This window comes from Aristophania sp. ESL1100 (genome assembly GCF_058511235.1).
Genome location: NZ_CP196394.1, coordinates 538,480 through 556,463 on the forward strand (window position 1 = coordinate 538,480; position 17,984 = coordinate 556,463).

Annotated in this window: 16 protein-coding genes and 1 other RNA gene; 12 read left to right on the plus strand and 5 right to left on the minus strand. The window is 50.2% G+C overall.

All coding sequences use genetic code 11. From position 1 onward, the window contains the following. Positions 1 to 3: 3 nt before the first annotated feature. The 7 genes from ACSYSY_RS02670 (at position 4) to dld (ending at position 9,209) form a co-directional block, all read left to right on the plus strand. Positions 4 to 306, plus strand: a complete 303-nt coding sequence (locus ACSYSY_RS02670) for a twin-arginine translocase TatA/TatE family subunit (protein WP_491707782.1) — start codon at positions 4 to 6, stop codon at positions 304 to 306. Positions 307 to 344: 38 nt separating this feature from the next. Then, positions 345 to 1,289 (plus strand): bifunctional riboflavin kinase/FAD synthetase, encoded by a 945-nt coding sequence (locus ACSYSY_RS02675; RefSeq protein ID WP_491707783.1) that lies wholly within the window; start codon positions 345 to 347, stop codon positions 1,287 to 1,289. A gap of 88 nt (positions 1,290 to 1,377) precedes the next feature. Further along, positions 1,378 to 4,236, plus strand: a complete 2,859-nt coding sequence (gene ileS, locus ACSYSY_RS02680) for an isoleucine--tRNA ligase (RefSeq protein ID WP_491707784.1) — start codon at positions 1,378 to 1,380, stop codon at positions 4,234 to 4,236. A 77-nt stretch (positions 4,237 to 4,313) separates the two neighbouring features. Then, positions 4,314 to 4,757: a signal peptidase II gene (gene lspA / locus ACSYSY_RS02685; protein ID WP_491708202.1), complete on the plus strand. Its 444-nt coding sequence runs from the start codon at positions 4,314 to 4,316 to the stop codon at positions 4,755 to 4,757. 128 nt (positions 4,758 to 4,885) lie between these two features. Then, positions 4,886 to 5,413, plus strand: a complete 528-nt coding sequence (locus ACSYSY_RS02690) for a DUF3035 domain-containing protein (RefSeq protein ID WP_491707785.1) — start codon at positions 4,886 to 4,888, stop codon at positions 5,411 to 5,413. Beyond that, entirely contained in the window at positions 5,410 to 7,326 is a 1,917-nt protein-coding gene (mutL, locus tag ACSYSY_RS02695) for a DNA mismatch repair endonuclease MutL (RefSeq protein ID WP_491707786.1), read from the plus strand. The genes ACSYSY_RS02690 and mutL overlap by 4 nt, the downstream gene beginning before the upstream one ends. A gap of 134 nt (positions 7,327 to 7,460) precedes the next feature. Beyond that, entirely contained in the window at positions 7,461 to 9,209 is a 1,749-nt protein-coding gene (dld, locus tag ACSYSY_RS02700; protein ID WP_491707787.1) for a D-lactate dehydrogenase, read from the plus strand. Here dld and ACSYSY_RS02705 read toward each other — a convergent pair. Together ACSYSY_RS02705 and ACSYSY_RS02710 are read right to left on the minus strand one after the other, a co-directional pair. Beyond that, a complete protein-coding gene (locus ACSYSY_RS02705; RefSeq protein ID WP_491707788.1) occupies positions 9,172 to 9,753 on the minus strand; it encodes a DUF1643 domain-containing protein in 582 nt (193 codons plus the stop codon). The genes dld and ACSYSY_RS02705 overlap by 38 nt on opposite strands. 16 nt (positions 9,754 to 9,769) lie before the next feature. Beyond that, positions 9,770 to 11,017 carry a transglycosylase SLT domain-containing protein gene (locus tag ACSYSY_RS02710; RefSeq protein WP_491707789.1) on the minus strand — a complete coding sequence of 416 codons (1,248 nt, stop codon included), beginning with the start codon at positions 11,015 to 11,017 and terminating at the stop codon, positions 9,770 to 9,772. Between the two features lie 388 nt (positions 11,018 to 11,405). Between ACSYSY_RS02710 and ACSYSY_RS02715 the strand changes: the two genes are divergently transcribed. The 3 genes from ACSYSY_RS02715 to ACSYSY_RS02725 all read left to right on the plus strand — a co-directional run bounded on the left by ACSYSY_RS02715 (position 11,406) and on the right by ACSYSY_RS02725 (position 14,522). Further along, on the plus strand, positions 11,406 to 13,103 hold the full coding sequence (locus ACSYSY_RS02715; RefSeq protein ID WP_491707790.1) for an alpha-keto acid decarboxylase family protein: 1,698 nt from the start codon (positions 11,406 to 11,408) through the stop codon (positions 13,101 to 13,103). A 206-nt stretch (positions 13,104 to 13,309) separates the two neighbouring features. Next, positions 13,310 to 13,528, plus strand: coding sequence for a hypothetical protein (locus ACSYSY_RS02720; protein ID WP_491707791.1), 219 nt, complete (start codon positions 13,310 to 13,312; stop codon positions 13,526 to 13,528). A gap of 112 nt (positions 13,529 to 13,640) precedes the next feature. Continuing rightward, positions 13,641 to 14,522: a hypothetical protein gene (locus ACSYSY_RS02725; protein WP_491707792.1), complete on the plus strand. Its 882-nt coding sequence runs from the start codon at positions 13,641 to 13,643 to the stop codon at positions 14,520 to 14,522. A gap of 31 nt (positions 14,523 to 14,553) precedes the next feature. Here the strand turns inward: ACSYSY_RS02725 and ACSYSY_RS02730 are convergent, their stop codons facing one another. The 3 genes from ACSYSY_RS02730 to ssrA form a co-directional block, all read right to left on the minus strand. Then, positions 14,554 to 15,597: an AbrB family transcriptional regulator gene (locus tag ACSYSY_RS02730; RefSeq protein ID WP_491707793.1), complete on the minus strand. Its 1,044-nt coding sequence runs from the start codon at positions 15,595 to 15,597 to the stop codon at positions 14,554 to 14,556. A gap of 89 nt (positions 15,598 to 15,686) precedes the next feature. Next, positions 15,687 to 16,289 carry an SspB family protein gene (locus tag ACSYSY_RS02735; protein ID WP_491707794.1) on the minus strand — a complete coding sequence of 201 codons (603 nt, stop codon included), beginning with the start codon at positions 16,287 to 16,289 and terminating at the stop codon, positions 15,687 to 15,689. Positions 16,290 to 16,387: 98 nt separating this feature from the next. Further along, positions 16,388 to 16,708, minus strand: a transfer-messenger RNA (tmRNA) gene (ssrA, locus tag ACSYSY_RS02740). Positions 16,709 to 16,774: 66 nt separating this feature from the next. Here ssrA and thyX point away from each other — a divergent pair. Together thyX and ACSYSY_RS02750 are read left to right on the plus strand one after the other, a co-directional pair. Further along, the gene (thyX, locus tag ACSYSY_RS02745; RefSeq protein ID WP_491707795.1) at positions 16,775 to 17,689 is read left to right on the plus strand and encodes an FAD-dependent thymidylate synthase; all 915 of its coding nucleotides are present in this window, start codon (positions 16,775 to 16,777) and stop codon (positions 17,687 to 17,689) included. A gap of 41 nt (positions 17,690 to 17,730) precedes the next feature. Further along, entirely contained in the window at positions 17,731 to 17,979 is a 249-nt protein-coding gene (locus ACSYSY_RS02750; protein ID WP_491707796.1) for a hypothetical protein, read from the plus strand. Positions 17,980 to 17,984 lie beyond the last annotated feature (5 nt).

The window sequence follows — 17,984 nt, forward strand, 5'->3', positions numbered from 1 at the left end:
TTAATGGGCGGTTTTAGTATTTATCACTGGATTATTCTGGGCGTTGTCGTGCTGGTACTTTTTGGCGGCGGCGGTAAGATCAGCAGTCTTATGGGTGACTTTGCCAAAGGGATTAAATCTTTCAAAAAAACGATGGCTGAAGATGAAACCCCAGCCCAGGATATCAAAACGCCACAGACACCGATCGCCCCGCCACAAAATGCGTCTTCCCAGGCAAATGCTGTTTCCCCCGATGGGCATCCGGCCACGACTGGCTCTAAAGATGCCAGCATGGCTGAAGAGACTTCTACTCACGCTCCCCGGTAAAAATAAGGGAGCAGCTTTCCAGTTGAGACGGATGAGTTATGAAATTTTATCAGGACTGGCATCATCTCCCTGACTTTCCGCAGAAAGCGGCTGTTGCCCTTGGAAATTTTGATGGTGTTCATAAAGGCCATCTCTATCTCCTGGAACAGCTTCATAATGTGTGCCCGGAGCGTGCACTCGGCGTGTTGACGTTCGAGCCTCATCCCCGCACTGTCTTCCGGCCCCAGGACCCTCCCTTCCGGCTGATGGGACCGGAAGAAAGGCGGCAGCTCCTTGAGGCTCATGGTGTCGATTTTGTCGTGCAGATTCCTTTTGATGAGGTTTTCTCCCATATCTCTGCACGGCGCTTTGTCGATGACGTTCTTGTCGGTGCGCTGAATGTGGGGCAGGTGGCGTGCGGTGCAGATTTTGCCTTCGGGCATAGACGTCATGGAGATGCGGAATTTCTGAAAAAAGAGCTGGGGGCTCATAATATCGGACTGACGATTGTTCAGCAGCTTTCTGATCAAAGCGGCCCTATTTCCTCCAGCCGGATCCGTCGCCTTCTGCAGGAAGGCTATCCTGAGCAGGCTGCCCATCTTTTAGGGAGGAACTGGTCTGTTAAAGGGGTCGTGGAAAAGGGGAACCAGCTCGGCAGGCTTTTAGGCTTTCCTACAGCCAATATCGCTTTGCGTTCAGTCCTTGAGCCTGCTCGCGGTGTCTATGCCGTCCGGGTCCGGCACCCCGATGGCCGTCAGCTTGATGGAGTGGCCAATATCGGCCGCCGCCCAACCATTAATGACGGCAATGAAGAGAGTCGTCTCGAAGTCCATCTCTTTGATTTTGACGAAGATCTTTATGGGAAAACTCTGGACGTCTCTTTTGTCGCCCTGTTGAGAGAAGAAAAGCGCTTTAATGGACTTGATGCCCTAAAAGCGCAGATTGCCAAGGATGCAGACGAGGCACGTAAGGTGCTTGCCGGAACACTCTGTGCAGTTTCCTGAAGGAACCTGACGCTCAGGGCTTGACCATAGGGGGAAGTTTTCCCCATATGTCAAAGCATTTATTGTTCAGGAACTGGCGCGCTTATTCATGTCTCATTCTTCTGATAATGACGATTCCTCCTTCCGCGAGCAGCAGGATCGCTATCGTGATACGGTTTTTCTGCCTAAAACATCTTTCCCCATGCGTGGGAATCTCCCCAGGCGGGAACCGGAGCTTTTAAAGCAGTGGGAAGAATCCGGGCTGGACGGCAAGATCAGGCAGGCTGATGCGCGTAAAGATGCGATTTTCACGCTGCATGATGGCCCTCCTTATGCCAATGGTCATATCCATATCGGCCACGCCCTGAATAAAATCATGAAAGACGTTATTAACCGTGCCCATCGCATGGCAGGGTTTCAGGTGCGTTATATGCCTGGATGGGATTGTCACGGTTTGCCCATTGAATGGAAAGTCGAGGAACTTTACCGCAAAAAGGGTAAGGACAAGGACAGTGTTCCCGTTCTTCAGTTCCGGGCTGAATGTCGTGACTATGCCGCCAAATGGGTGGAAACGCAGCGCGAGGATTTTAAACGGATCGGTGTTCAGGCTGAGTGGGATCATCGTTACGTAACGATGGATTATCGCTCAGAAGCGCAAATCCTTGAAGAAATTGGCAAATTTTTACTGAATGGGCGTCTTTATCGTGGTTTGCGCCCTGTTATGTGGAGCCCGGTCGAAAAGACGGCTCTGGCGGAAGCTGAGATCGAATATCATGACGTTGTTTCAACAACGATTTACGTCGCTTTCCCTGTTATAGACGATAAAACACCCGGGCACGTTCTCGAAGGGGCTTCCGCTGTTATCTGGACAACGACCCCCTGGACGATTCCTGCGAACCGAGCAATGGCTTGTGGTCCGGAAATTTCCTACAGCGTCCTTCAGGTGACAGGCGTTTCCGAGGAAAGTACTGTTCCTGTCGGGACGAAACTCATTATTGCCGCTGAACGTCTTGAGGCTTTTGCGTCTGAAGTCGGTATGACGTCATGGAAGGTTCTGCACACTCTCGCAGGGAGTGACCTTGCGGGGAGCCTTTTTGCTCATCCTTTACGGGGGCAGGGTTATGATTTCGACGTCCCCATGCTGGCAGGTGATTTCGTCACGACTGATGCCGGCACAGGCATTGTGCATATGGCACCGTCTCACGGTCAGGATGACTTCCAGCTTTGTACGTCCCATGGGATGGAAGTGCCTGAACTTGTGCAGGATAATGGCTGCTATGCGCCCTGGGTTCCTGAACTAGCTGGCCTGCATGTGTTCAAGGCGGCTGACCCTGTGTGTGATCTGCTCACCCAGGCTCGCCTGAAAGGCGCACAGGAAAACCGTGCGATAGGGCTGATGGGGCGGAGTACGATTCAGCATTCCTATCCTCATTCATGGCGTTCCAAAAAACCGATCATTTTCCGGGCAACACCGCAATGGTTTATTGCGATGGAAGGGGAGCATGGACAGTTTCTCCGCCAGCAGGCGCTGGAGGCTCTGGAACAGGTAACGTTCGTCCCCGCACAGGCTCGTCGCCGTTTGACAACAATGGTTGCGCAACGTCCTGACTGGTGTATTTCACGACAGCGTTCATGGGGTGTACCCATTGCTGTGTTTGTTGAAAAACGCACAGGTGCTGTGTTGCGTGACGCTGACGTTATGGCCAGAATCGTCGAAGCCTTCAAAGAGCGTGGGGCTGATGCCTGGTATGACACAGACCCGGCTGTCTTTTTAGGAACAGGCCGTAATCCTGAAGATTATGAGCAGGTTTTTGATATTGTCGACGTCTGGTTCGAAAGTGGATGCAGCCATCGTTTCGTTCTCCATCAGGAGGGAATGAATTTCCCAGCAGATCTTTATCTTGAAGGCTCAGACCAGCATCGTGGCTGGTTCCAGTCATCCCTGCTTGAAAGCGTTGGGGCGGAAGGGATCGCGCCTTATAAAGCCGTCGTCACGAATGGCTTTGTGCTCGATGGTCAGGGGCGCAAAATGTCCAAATCGCTGGGTAATACAATCGTCCCTGATGACGTGACGAAAACCCTTGGGGCGGATGTATTGCGCCTGTGGGTCCTGAACTCAGACACACATGAAGATCTGCGGATCAGTCAGGAAATCCTTAAACAGCAGGGCGAGCTTTATCGCCGTCTGCGCAATACATTGCGCTGGTTGCTTGGAGCGCTTGACGGGTTTGAAGAAAGTGAAAAACTTTCTTATGACGAGCTGCCTTCACTTGAGCGCTATATTCTTCATCGTCTCAGTGACGTTTATAGTTGCCTGAAGACAGCGATTGATACGCATGAATGGACGGGTGTTTATCCAAAGCTTCATGGGTTCTGTAATAATGACCTCTCGGCTTTCTATTTTGATATCCGCAAAGACTCGCTTTATTGCGATGGAACGGATTCAAGGACGCGCCGGGCAGTCAGAACGGTTCTGGATATTCTGCACCGGGCCCTGTCAACATGGTTGGCGCCTGCTCTGGTCTTTACAGCAGAAGAAGCCTGGCAGGCCCGTTTCGGGGAGCAGGAAAGTGTTCACCTGCAATCGCTCTTTGTGCCATACGCCCAATGGGAGAATTCCCTTCTTGCTGAAAAATGGGAGAGCCTACGTGCTGCCCGTGCTGTAGCAACGTCCTCTTTGGAAGACTTACGCCGGAATGGCGCTATTGGATCCTCTCTCGAAGCAAAGCTGGATCTGTCTCTGACCGATGAGCTTACCTCTATTACGAAAGAGGAATCCATTAACTGGGCTGAGCTGTGCATTGCCTCTCACGTTGATATGCACTCAGCGGGCAATGACGTGTCTGCGAAAGCAGCTAAGGCAGAGGGGCAGAAATGCGCCCGTTGCTGGCGCGTTCTGGCAGAAGTGGGAGAAAATACGACCCATCCTGCGCTTTGCCTGCGCTGCTCTGATGTTGTTGACGCCTGATGAGTGAGACAGCTCGCCCAAAAGGGAAGAAAAAAGCGTCTCACGGTTTGACTGAGAAACTCGTCGGGCTGGTTGTCATGTTTCTGGTTTTGCTGGCTGATCAGGTCAGCAAATACTGGATCCTGTACGGGCTTAAACTCCCTCTGAAAAACAGTGTCCCTGTGACGTCCTGGTTGAATCTGACCATGGTCTGGAATCATGCTGTCACATTCGGCATGTTCGGCGGCCATACACGCTGGATTTTTATTGTTATTTCACTGCTCGCGGTCATGGGGCTTTTTTTCATCCTGATGAAAAGCCGCCGCTGGCTGGTGATTATCGCATGTGGGGGCATTATCGGAGGGGCGATTGGAAATGTCATTGACCGTTTCAATTATGGAGCGGTTGTTGATTTCCTTCATTTCCATATTGGAAACTGGTCATGGTACGTCTTTAATATCGCGGATTCTGCCATAGTGTGCGGAGTCGCCCTATGGATTATTGACTCGCTTTTTTCAGATCGGAAAGGCCAGATCCCCTGAAAAGAGACGGAGGAAAAGAGGGGGTGTTTCTCTTTTCCCTTCGTGATAATTAAAATACGTTACTTGCCCAAAGCTCTCAAGGACGTTAGGACTGGTGAACTAATATGAATGCAGTGCGGGAACTGATCATGCGGCGTGGAACTCCTTTTATTGTAACATGTAGTGTGCGGATGGGGCTTATCGCTCTCTGTGGTGTCACTCTGGCGGCCTGTTCAGGGAGTGACGTTTCCCGTGCTTTCGGGTTGAGACGTCCTACACCGGATGAATATACAGTGACGACCCGTACGCCACTTTCCATGCCACCTTCAGAGGTTCTGGTTGTTCCAGGCTCTGCCCAGGCACACCGCCCCGATGAGAGTCCTCGTATGCAGGCGCTGGAGACATTGGCTCCTGACATTGCGCTTCATCCCGTTCAGGGCACAGGGAGTGAAGGTCAGTCAGCTTTGGTCAAGGAAGTGAAATCTTCAGCCGCAGGTCCGCGAAATGCCGAACTGGGTGACGCTGAAGCGGGGTTTGTTGACAACCTTATGTTCTGGCAGGCCGGGCGTTCGGGTTCCGTGGTGGACGGCGTGTCTGAAAATCAGAGAATTCAAAGAAATATGGCTCTGGGGCAGAATTTGTCTAACGGAGCGACCCCAACAATGGCAGGGAAATGACATCAGACTTATCGGAGAGAGGATCAGCTGGAAACGGGGTGCCTCATCACCCTGCAATTCACCGTCTTTCCGATCATGTTGTTGATCTTATTGCCGCGGGGGAAGTTGTTGAACGCCCCGCCGCAGCCCTGAAAGAGCTTGTCGAAAACGCTCTTGATGCAGGCGCGACCCGGTTGGAAGTCAGCCTTTCCGGCGGCGGGTGCGATTTAATCGAAGTCATTGATAATGGGTGGGGGATCCCGCCAGATCAGCTTTCTCTTGCGGTAGAGCGTCATTGCACGTCAAAACTCTCAGACCAGCAGCTGGTGCAGATCCGCACGCTTGGTTTCCGGGGAGAGGCGCTCCCATCAATCGGGGCCAGTGCGCGCCTTTCTCTTACGTCGCGCCAGAAAGGGAGCGATACAGCCTGGAAGATTACGGTAGAAGGAGGGGTTAAAACGGCTCCTGTGCCAGAGGCTGGATCAGAAGGGACGGTTGTTGCCGTAAGAGATCTGTTTTTTGCGACTCCTGCGCGGCGCAAGTTTCTTAAAAGCGCGCGCGTAGAAGGCAGTCATGCTGAAATGGTGATGCGGCGTGTGGCATTGAGCGCCCCGGAATGTGCGATTCTATTCAGACTTGAGGGAAAAGAGGTCTTTAATCTCCCCCCTCAACCGTTGGAAGAACGTGTCGCAACGATTTTAGGCGTTCGCCCGGAAAGCCTTCTTCCTTTGGATGAGCAACGCGGCGCCATGCATCTGACAGGGTATTTATGTAATCCTGCTCAGACGCGGGCCACAGGGGCTGGGCAGTTTCTGCTTGTGAATCATCGCCCGGTTACAGACCCTGTTTTGAAAACAGCCGTAAGGGTTGGATATCGCTCAGTGATAGAGCGTGGGCGTTTCCCTATTTTAGCGCTTCATCTTCAGCTTCCTTATGCGAAAGTGGACGTCAATGTCCACCCGGCCAAGACAGAACTGCGTTTTGCTGAAGAAGCCGAAGTCAGGGCTTTTGTAATCGGGGCGATTGGGCGCGTTCTGACGCGCGGGGCAAGCCAGCAGGGCGGAATAGAAGCTGATATTGCCTCCTTGATAGAGGTCCAACCTCAAAGAGATGGTGCTTTCTCACGTGACAGATCATCGCCTGAAAAGCCTGTTTCTACTTCGTTGAAAGAAAAGAGCTTTCCCGATCTGGGATTTAAACCATCCTATAGGCGCTTTTCTGCATCACCCGTGTCAGCAGATCAGGGATTTTCTGAAACGCGCCGTCACTATGCCCCGTCAGAGTCTCTTGAATCTGACAGGGCTGAGAAGAATGAAAAATCTGAAGAAACGCTTCATCCGCTTGGTGTGCCGATCGGACAAATTCACACAACCTATATTTTGTCCGTTGCACCCGATGGTGATCTGATTCTTGTTGATCAGCACGCAGCTCACGAACGCCTGACACATGAGCGCCTGAGAACACGCTTTGAAGAGGGGAATATTCCAGCTCAGGCTCTTCTTCTTCCCGATATTGTTGAGTTACGTAAAAATGAGCTGAATGCGGTTCTGTCCTGCCGTGAAGAGTTGGCGCGGCTGGGTTTGGAAGTGGAGTCTTTTGGAGAGGGGACACTCCTGATACGCACTGTTCCAGCCCCCTTAAAAGGGGGCGACGTGACGGGCCTTATTCGTGATATCGCAGAAGAGCTGGTTGCTGAAGAGGCGGAAACGGCACGCCAGACAGACAGCCTCGATCAGCGTTTCGAAGCTATTATGGCACGTATGGCCTGTCACGGCAGTATCAGGGCGGGTCGGAAGCTTAATTTTGAAGAAATGGACGCCCTTTTACGCGACATGGAACGGAATCCACGTGCCAATAGCTGCTCTCATGGCCGCCCTACCTGGCTGCGCCTGAGTAAAGATGCTTTAGAGACATTATTTGGTCGTTCAAAATAAAATGACCGTTCTTACAGGCCGCCTATAATATAAATATGGTTTTATAATACAGGCCCTATGGTAAGATGCCTCCAATACAAAAGCAGTTGTGACCTTTTTCTTTTGTGAAGGTCAACTGAAGTGGGAGAGTTCTGATGAGCGATTTTGTTTCCAGCCTGGGCGATATTGTCGGGCGGTCTCACGTATTGACCTCGGCGGGTCAGACCTTCCGCTATCAGCGAGGGTTTCGCTTCGGAGGAGGGACCGTAGAGGCGGTCATCCTGCCAGGCAGCCTGGTCGAATTATGGCGTGTCGCCAAACTCTGCGTCGAACAAAATCGTATCCTGATCATGCAGGCCGCCAATACGGGCCTGACGGGCGGTTCAACACCTGATGGTGATTATTATGACCGTCTTGTGGTCATTGTCAGCACAAAGCGCCTGAAAGGGATACACCTTCTCGGAGAGGGTAAGCAGGTTCTCTGCCTTCCCGGTGCGACGCTGAATGAACTTGAAAAACGCCTCCGGCCTCTCGGGCGTGAGCCTCATTCCGTGATTGGTTCTTCCTGCATTGGTGCCTCTGTTCTGGGAGGGGTCAGCAATAATTCCGGTGGAGCTCTGGTCCAGAGGGGGCCTGCTTTCACGGAAATGGCTTTGTTCGGTCGTGTTAATGCGCAGGGAGAGCTGGAGCTCGTCAATCATCTGGGAATCACCTGTGGTGATGATCCTGAGGCCATTCTTGCCGCTATTGAAAAAGGCGTTTTTGACGAAAAAGCTGTTAGCTGGTCCGCAGGGCGTGGTCATGATGCAGACTACGTAAATCGTGTCAGAGAAGTTGAAGCCGATACACCTGCGCGCTTCAATGCGGATCCTGACCGTCTTTATGAAGCGTCCGGTTGTGCCGGTAAGCTGGTTGTTTTTGCCGTGCGTCTGGATACATTCCCCAAAGAAGAGGAAACGCGCGTTTTCTATTTAGGGACGAACGATAAAAAAGTGCTGGAAAAAGTTCGCCGGGTTCTTTTGACAGAATTTGATGAGCTGCCTATTTGTGGCGAATATATGCACCGGGACGCCTTTGATATTGCCGATCGTTACGGCCGCGATACAGTGGCCATGATCAGGCTTCTGGGGACAGAGCATCTTCCATTTTTCTTTGGTGTGAAAGCATGGCTTGATTTACTGCCCCATCGTTTTTCGTGGCTCCCTGCGGCTCTGGGAGACCGGATTTTACAATTTATGAGCAAGTTCCTGCCCTCTCAGGTGCCGGAACGGATGAAAGTCTGCCGTGACCGGTATGAACATCACCTAATTATCCAGACCTCCGGGACGCTGGGTGAAAAACTGGCACCATGGTTTTCAAAAAATCTTTCCATGTTAGGAGAGGGGGGCGTTTTCGAATGCACGAAAGAAGAGGGGAAACGGGCCCTTCTTCATCGTTTTGCAGCGGCTGGTGCCGCGGGGCGTTATAATGCGATTCACCGTTCAGAAACAGGAGGCCTTCTGGCTCTCGATGTCGGTTTGAGGCGCAATGATTGGGAGTGGTTTGAAAAACTCCCCGCCGAAATTGAGGATAAGCTCGTTCTGAAACTCTATTATGGTCACTTCCTGTGTCATGTGCTTCATCAGGACTATGTGGTGAAAAAAGGGGTTGACCCCATGGCCGTTGAACACGCCATGTGGCCTATTCTGGATGGGCGTGGTGCCCGCTATCCGGCCGAGCATAATGTTGGCCATCTTTATAATGCGCCGCCCTCCATGGTGGAGCATTATAAACAGCTTGATCCCTGTAACTGCATGAATCCCGGAATTGGAAATACGACCAAACGCCGTAACTGGGTTGCAGAATCCGTTCCTGCTCAATCCTTAGTTATGGGTTCGGAGAAAAGAAAGCTGGCTCCAGAGTAACTGGTGTCAAGGCAGAAGGAAGATAAAGCGGGTGTTCGGGGCGCCCGCTTTTTTTACTCAGGCGCATAGCCTTTAACGGAATATTTTCACTGCCAAGCAAACGGGCTACGTCGTTGCCTCTTTGCTGTAAGGCTTTGGCTTGTGGTGTGCCATAAGCCAGAATAACGAATTCAGCCTGTTTTCCCATCTCTATTAAATAGTGGTCATTTAAAGGGCCGACCGGATCAGCAACTTCAAGGAGCCGTTTCTGGTCTGTGCAACGATAGGCAAAGCTGTTGCCGACAAACATGCCACCATAGCCCCAGGCGCGGCTATATCGCTGGCATTTGGCGACAGTGCGGTCGTCACCATATTCGGTTGCGACGGATGGATTCATCATGAGCCACATAATGACGGGCCGATTTTCATCCCAGACCCTTTTCAGGCAGTAGCGGTAACAGTCCCCCGGGCCATCGTAAAGAGCGGTGCTGACAACGTCATCCTTGAGGGCGAGGGGCTTGGCTGTTCCAACAAAATGGTCCGGTGAAGAGAGAGTTTTTTTCAAGGAGTGGGCTCTTATATCAAGGTGAAACAGTAAAACAGGCAGTTGAGGAAGATAATTTCCGGCAGCTTTGGGAAGCCTGGGACTTTGTTAATCCTGTATAGCGGGTACGGTACAGTGTACGATTCCTGACCCGTACGGGTGTGATCGAGATTGAGGCGCGTCCTCTGGATATAACAAGATGTTGGAGTTTTGCAGCGACAACGCTGGCCTGCTTGCGGCTGGCATAGCTTCCGATCTGAATAGCCCATCCTGTCTGGCTGCCACTGACCATATCTGTCACCCGTCCGCGCTTATAGGTGGTGGGATGAGCCAGTGGGATGGAACGAACCTGCACCAGTTCGTCTTCCAGAGTGCGTTCCGGTGGGGAATGTGTAACAGGGTGACTATAGGTTGTGGTCGGTGCCGGGGGCGGAGGTGTCGGTGCAAATCCGCGTGATGCCCATACATTACTGACAGACTGGCTCTCAGAAACAGCCGGTGTGGCAGGGGAAGGTGTATAAGGGGCGCGTGCTACGGCTACCGCTGCCGGCGCTCCCTCATCAAGGGAGGTATTATTCAGGGAATCTGTTACAGCGGAAGGAGCATAGCGCTGGGCTGTTTTGTCATAATGTGAGACCATCAGATCCGCTCGGGAACGATTATGGGGCCAGGTGCCCATAATATGGGGGCCTATAGCTGCGACATAATGGCGCGTTTCCCGGGGGAGAGGCTTATTTTGGCGCAGATAATGGTCCACGTTTCCGGGGCCGTCATTATAGGCGGCCAGAAAGCCAGGTGTTCCGTAAATATCGTACATCTGCCTGATATAGGCCGTGCCAGCCATAATATTGTCGTGTGGATCATAAGGATCAGAACCAAGGTTGAATTGCATTCTCAGATCATCATATGCGGGTGGCATAACCTGCATAAGGCCCATAGCACCCGGTCCTGAAGTGATCAGTCCGCCATTGGCATCATATAAATGGCCACCTGATTCCTGATTCATCACGGATCGAATCCATATATCAGGCACATCAAAACGGTCAGAAGCTTCACGTATATAAGGCCCCCAGGGGTCTTCAGCGGGACCGGGGGGAGCATAGTAAGACCGGGCACGCGCTTTATATTCTGCGACTTCCTGCATCAGCGGGACGCCAGGCCGTGAAGGGCCTGTCTGTGAACAGGCTGTCAGCAAAAGAAGAAGGCCAGCCGTTAAAAAATGGGGCAGAAAGTTCTGAGAAGTCCCGTTTTGGGGTGTCCTGGTAACATGGCTGGCTGTTTGCATTCTTGAACCTGTAATTGTCTGTTACGTCTGCCCGGAATTCGCGGAGTATAAGACATGTTGGCAGGGAGACATATATATATTTCTGCCTGGCTGAAAACAGAATGAATCGTTCTTTTCTGGAAAGGAGCAGAATTCAGTTGTGTAAACGCATCATTACAGTGTTTAGGTCATATATAAAATTTAATAGATATATATAAAACTAATAATAGTTGATTTTTTATTTATTATTCACAAGCATTTTATACCACTGATTTACATAATGGTGATATTATCCCCAAGATCGATGATAATAAGTCCCAGTTTATCATGAGATATATTAGTAAATTTTGTCCCTTATATAATAATCTGGGCTATTATTGTCATAAATTAACCTGTGAACGAGGAATTTATGTCTTATAATGTCGGTAAATACTTAGCTGAGCGTCTGGCCCAGGTCGGGGTAAAGCATCATTTTGCTGTCGCTGGCGATTATAATCTGGTTTTGCTGGATCAATTCCTTCTTAATAAAGATACGACTCAAATTTATTGTTCAAATGAGCTGAATTGCGGTTTTGCTGCTGAGGGTTATGCACGCGCCAATGGTGTCGGAGCGGCGATTGTGACTTTCAGTGTCGGGGCTCTTTCCGCATTAAATGCCATTGGTGGGGCTTATGCAGAGAATCTGCCGGTTATTCTGATTTCCGGCGCCCCTAATTCAAATGATTATGCAAGTGGTCATATCCTGCATCATACGATCGGTACAACAGATTATGACTATCAGCTGCGCATTGCGAAAGAGCTGACCTGTGCAGCCGTATCAATTATTTCGGCTGAAGGCGCTCCGGAAAAGATTGATTATGCGATTGCAACGGCTTTAAGCGAGAAAAAGCCGGCCTATATCGAAATTTCCTGTAACGTCGCAGCACAACCCTGCCGTGCTCCCGGACCGATCAGTGCCATTCTGAATCAGTGTCCTTCAGATCCTGCCACGCTGAAAGCCGCCATTGCTGCGATCGCCAAATTTATTGAGAGTAAGGCCAAGCCTGTCATTCTGGTTGGCAGCAAATTGCGTGCTGCTGAATCTGAAGAAGCGACAATTCACCTGGCAGATGCCCTTGGCTGTGCAGTGGCAACCATGTCATCAGCCAAAAGCTTTTTCCCTGAAGATCATGCCGGTTATGTCGGCACTTACTGGGGCAGCGCAAGCTCACCAAAGGTCGTTGATCTGTTTAACTGGGCCGATGGTATTCTGGCTCTTGGCTGCGTCTTTAACGACTACTCAACCGAAGGATGGAATTACTGGCCACGTGGTGAAACTGTCGTGAATGCTGATAAAGATGTCATCACGGTTGGAGATCAGACATTTACAGGGATTCACCTGCGTGACGTTCTTGAAGGCGTTGCAAAGCATTTTGCCGGCAAGGCCAAAAAAGATGCAACGATGGTCGAATATAAACGTCTCATGGTTAATGAAAAAGAGGCTGTTCCTGCAAAAGAGGATAAAGCGGCGAGCTTGACGCGTGCCCATATCCAGAACTCAGTTCAGGCCATGATTACAAGTGACACCACGATTTTTGGTGAAACCGGTGATTCCTGGTTCAATGTCAACCGGATGAAATTACCCCGTGGTGCCCGCGTGGAATATGAGATGCAGTGGGGCCATATCGGCTGGTCTGTGCCTTCTATGTTCGGCTATGCTGTGGCAGAGCCAAAGCGGCGTAATATCCTGATGGTTGGGGATGGCTCATTCCAGCTGACCGCTCAGGAAGTCGCCCAGATGATTCGTAATAATCTGGAAGTGATCATTTTCCTGATCAATAATGATGGTTACACAATCGAAGTCCAGATTCACGATGGTCCTTATAATAATGTCAAGAATTGGGACTACGCCAATATTATGAACACCTTTAATGCAACAGATGGTCATGGCAAAGGATTACGCGCCACGACCAATGGGGAGCTTGACGAGGCAATCAAGGCGGCTCTGGCCCATAAAGGCGGTCCTGTATTGATTGAATGTGTCATTCCTCGTGATGATTGCACAAGCGAGCTGATTTCCTGGGGCCGTCACGTGGCCGGAACGAACAGCCGCGCACCACAGAAATAAACAGAGTTTTACGCTTTTATGAAAACAGGCGGCCAGTGAGGTCGCCTGTTTTTAAGTTAAGAAAAAACAGAACTTGGTTTATCAGGTGCCGACGAGGTTAGTGATACTGTTGTAAATTGCTTTTTATCCTGGGCACTGATATATTAAACAGGATTTTAAAAGTTACAGTTACTTTATTATGGCAAGGTTATTCGGGAGAAACGAGCATGTCTTATGCAGCACTTGATGCGAAAAGAATTGAGAAAGCAGCTGAAGCAGCGCTCCATACATTGAGGGCCGCTCCTGAAACGACAGAGGCTTATCAACGTAAATTCCTTATGATTGAGCGTATTCATGCTCTCGCCCACGCCGCGGCTGAAACGGAAGGGCAAGGTGTCATTACCCTGACATCGGAGGAGTTCTGGCTTCTTTCCAAAAACTGGTAAAAACCAGGGGAAAACTCCGGAACATATATGAGCTTTGTGCTCGTTAAATTGTATCAATATTTTTACTTCAGTGTAAGCACTGAGTGACTGTGTCGATGAGAGGCAAGCAGGGATGAAGTGGTTTTTCGCAATTACTGAGCTGACACTTTCTAATGATCCTGAACATGGTTTTATTGACTGTATTCGTGTTGCAGTTCAGTCTGCGAAAGAAAACACAACCCTGGTGCCCCATATGGTGTTTGACGGGGAAGAATGTGATTTCACCCGTGAAATGCGGGCTGCTGGCGTCAATGTGATTTTCCATAAGCTTCATTTTTTCGACCGTCTTCAGGAAGCTCAGAGAAAGCAGAAGCCCGAATGGCCTAATTATATGCTGACAGCCGCTGGTGCTTTTATGCGTCTGGAGCTGCCTCTTCTGGAAAAAGAAGATAAATACGTTCTTTATACCGATTGCGATGTCATGTTCCTGCGTGATCCATGCGTGGAATTCTGTCGCCCCGAAATATTTGCAGCTTGTGGCCAGTTCGAACCGCAGGACTATTATAGTGATATGAATTCCGGTGTCATGGTCATGAATCTTGAGCGTATTGGCAATGACCTGCCGGCCATGGTCGAATTTTTATGTGATAATTTTTATCATGTCTCAGGGTATGATCAGGAATTACTGCGTATTTTCTATAATCAGAACTGGTCACCTCTTTCAGCGCGTTATAACTGGAAGCCTTATTGGGGTGTGAGTGATGAGGCGACCATAGTGCATTTTCATGCAGGGAAGCCTCCTGCTGCGCGCCATCTTCTGGATGACCCTACGTACCGTGAGCATGACCCTGTTTTCCATACCTGGCGGCATTGGTTTTTCAGAAATACAGCGGGCTATGCCCATTACGTCCCGCAGTGGGAAGAGTTCCTGCGTAAAAGCCGAGCAGCAGCTGCCGCTCCAACAGAGGCCGAACAGGTTAATGAATTTGACGCTCTGAGAGGTGAGGGGCACTAAACCCTCCCTCCCATTTTATGGCGGTGAGATCTTACTTTGGCTCCTGCTCATGGATGAGTGGGGGCCTTTTTTGTCTGGAATGTGTTTCAAGCCAACGACCTAATGGTTTGGCAATCAAGGGGCCCAGGGCCAGGACGGCCAGCATTCTGGCTGTTTGAAGCGCGATGATAAATGGCAATGCCACTTTGGCGCCCGTGCTGATGATGATAATCGTATCTAAACCGCCAGGGCTGGTTGCAAGATAGGCACTTAGCAGGTCGATATGAGCCAGCTTTGCAACAGGAAGAGCCAGTAAGGCGCAGATCGTAACGAGTAGAGTGGATGAAAAAGCAACAGCCGGAAGAGTTCGTAAGGCATGTTGTAATATTGGTTTTGTAAAACGTAATCCGATTGTCCAGCCAATGATCATGTAGGCAGGAAGACGGATCCATAAAGGAGGTGCGATTATAAACGCGCCGGAAAGTTGCAGGAAGGCTCCCACAGCCATCGTGAGCAAAAGGGGCGCAGCAGGAAAATTAATCCGCGCTCCAATCATTCCGGTGACGATAATAAAGCCCACTGTGAGCAAATGATCTCCTTTGGGCGTGGGCGGTAAATAAGGCTCATGATGTGTGCCTGAAACGAACCAGGCAACCAGTGATGTGGCAAGAGCGACCAGTATCACCCGAAAATAAAGCATAAAGGCAGCCAGGCGCGGGTCCGCTCCAAAAGAGCCGCAAATAAGCATCATTGTGGAAGCGCCGCCGGGGGAAGACCCCCATAAAGCTGTCGTTCCCGGCATAATACGAAACCAGGCCAGAATAGCACCACTCAGAAAACTGACGATAATGACGGAAAAGACACTGAAGAGCATAACGCCCCAGTGTCGCCCGATATCATTAAGGACAGAGAGTGACAGACTGCCGACGACGACGCTTGCAAGCACTGCCTGGGAAAGGGCAAATAAAGAACGGTGGATTTTCAGCGGAGAACTTGTGACAGCCAGGATAATGGCAGCGATCATTGATCCCAGCATAAAGCCTGCTGTCAGGTGAATCAGCAGGAAGACATAGATAAAGACTGCCGATAACCCCAAAAGAGCCAGCCAGTGCAGGACTACCTTACAGAGCTGATTCTTTACGGGCAGACGCAGATTTGAAAAAGCAGAAATTTATAAGACAGCCTTTAGGTATGAGTGCCGGAGTCAGGATGACGTTTCCGGAAAGCATCAAGGCTCACAACTTCAGCCTGCTGACGGCCTTCCTGAGGGGAAACGGGTTTTTCCTTTCTGGATAAAGCAGCCGTTATGTTTTCACTGTCAGTCGAAAAATGAGATTCCTCATTCGGATTTTCGTCACAAGGAAGGTCATCAATAAAGGTAGGGGCTGCAAATCTCAGACCGAACTGGATATGAGGATCAGCAAAAGCTGTGACTGCATTGACAGGAATGGTCAGTGTTGTTGGAATGCCACCGAAAGAAAGCCCGACAGAAATTTCTCTTTTCTGATGGTCAACGACAAGATTGCGGAACTGATGTTGCAGGACAATGGTCATTTCTTGCGGATAACGGTCCTTGAGGCGTTGTGGAATATCAACGCCAGCAATATTGGTCAGAAATGTCAGATAAAAATGGTGTTCCCCGGGGAGGCCATTCTGGCTGGCATAATCAAGCGCCTTGAGCATAACATCCCGGTGTGCATCTTCCAGCCATGCATCATAAGGGATCAGGCTATCAGGAAGGGGTGATTCGAAATCGTCTGGTCCATTACCGTTAAAATCGTCGCTCATAACCCAATCACAATTGTTAACTAGAGATAACCCGCCCGTATCCCCTGATATTTCAGGGAGACATCCTCATCACGGTTACTGCAGAAGCAGTCCTTAAAAGTGGGGGGATTCTGTTGCCCGGTTCCCCCCGAACCGCGCTTATCGCTTAAGCTGCGACAGCGAGCACCTCTGAATTATCGTTGGCACTTGTAAGTTCAGCCCGATAACGGTGGTACAATGCCGGGCAAAAGATAGATCTTTACCATGCGTGTCGAGCCTGTTTCGTCCCCAAAATCCCTCGCTTAATAAGGGAGGATTGGTGGAGACGCCGGGTACCGCCCCCGGGTCCACAACACTTATTCCATCTACCGTTTATCGCCATAGCCGGGTTGCCCCAGGCACGTTGAAAGATAGGGATAGATCCTTTCTTTTGCAAGAAGATAAATCTTTTATGTGTTAGAAGGGTGTACTAATTATTTTGACGACAAAATTGAGGATACTCTCCCATGGCCCTGACACCAGAGCAACGTGCTGAAATCGCAGCTCAGCGTAATGCACCTCAGCAAACGTCCCGCCCCACAGTTCCCGCTATGGAGGCATTGCTGTTTGAAGCGATCGAGGTTCTGGATCACGGTTTTATCCGTGTGGTGGATTATATGGGTAATGATAATGCCATCGTTCAGGCTGCCAGAGTGTCCTATGGGACGGGAACAAAACGTGTTTCAGAAGATGCAGGGTTAATTCGTTATCTGATGCGTCATCGCCATTCATCCCCTTTTGAAATGTGCGAAATCAAATTTCACGTCAAATTGCCACTTTTCGTTGCCCGGCAGTGGATTCGTCATCGTATGGCGAATGTGAATGAGTATTCAGCGCGTTATTCTGTCATGGATAAAGAGTTCTATCTCCCTGATCTGTCACAGATTGCGACGCAGAGTGCCACAAATAATCAGGGGCGGGGAGACGTGATTGATCCTGCCCAGGCACAGGATGTCCTGGAGATTTTTAAACGGGATGCCGCTCGTTGTTATGCAGATTATGAAGATCTTCTGGCTCCTGAGCGTGGCGGCGTTGCTCGTGAATTGGCCCGTATCAATCTGACCCTGAATATGTACACGCAATGGTACTGGAAAATAGATCTGCATAATTTCATGCATTTTCTGGCTTTAAGAGCAGACCCTCATGCTCAATATGAAATTCGCGTCTATGCCGAGAAAATGATTGAAATTCTTAAGGCATGGGTCCCGCATACAGCTGCCGCTTTTGAGGAATATCGTCTTGGAGCCTATAGTTTTTCTGCTGGAATGTTGAAAGTCGTGCGCCGACTTCTCGCCGGAGACGATGTGACACAGGAGACGTCAGGACTGACAAAAAGAGAATGGACCGAAATGATGGCCGTGCTCGGGCGGCCTTCTGTCTGAAAGCTGGATTGTTTTTCATTTAAAGGCAGCAGGGGCGGCAGATGAGTGACCTCAAGAAAATCCTGAATGAGGGGAAAGTTCTTCAAAATGAACAACGGATCCCTTCATGGGGGAAGCCATTGCCGTCACTATGGCCTTGGGCGCTTATGGCTCTTTTCCTGATTCTGATTTCAGTGGGAATCGAGCTTTTCTGGCCCCTTCATGCTCATGGGCCGCTCCCTGTTTGTGGCCATGAAAAACAAAAGGAAGTTTCCTGTCAGAAACTTCCTTCGTCTTCTGCCAAGTCCTGAGAGCT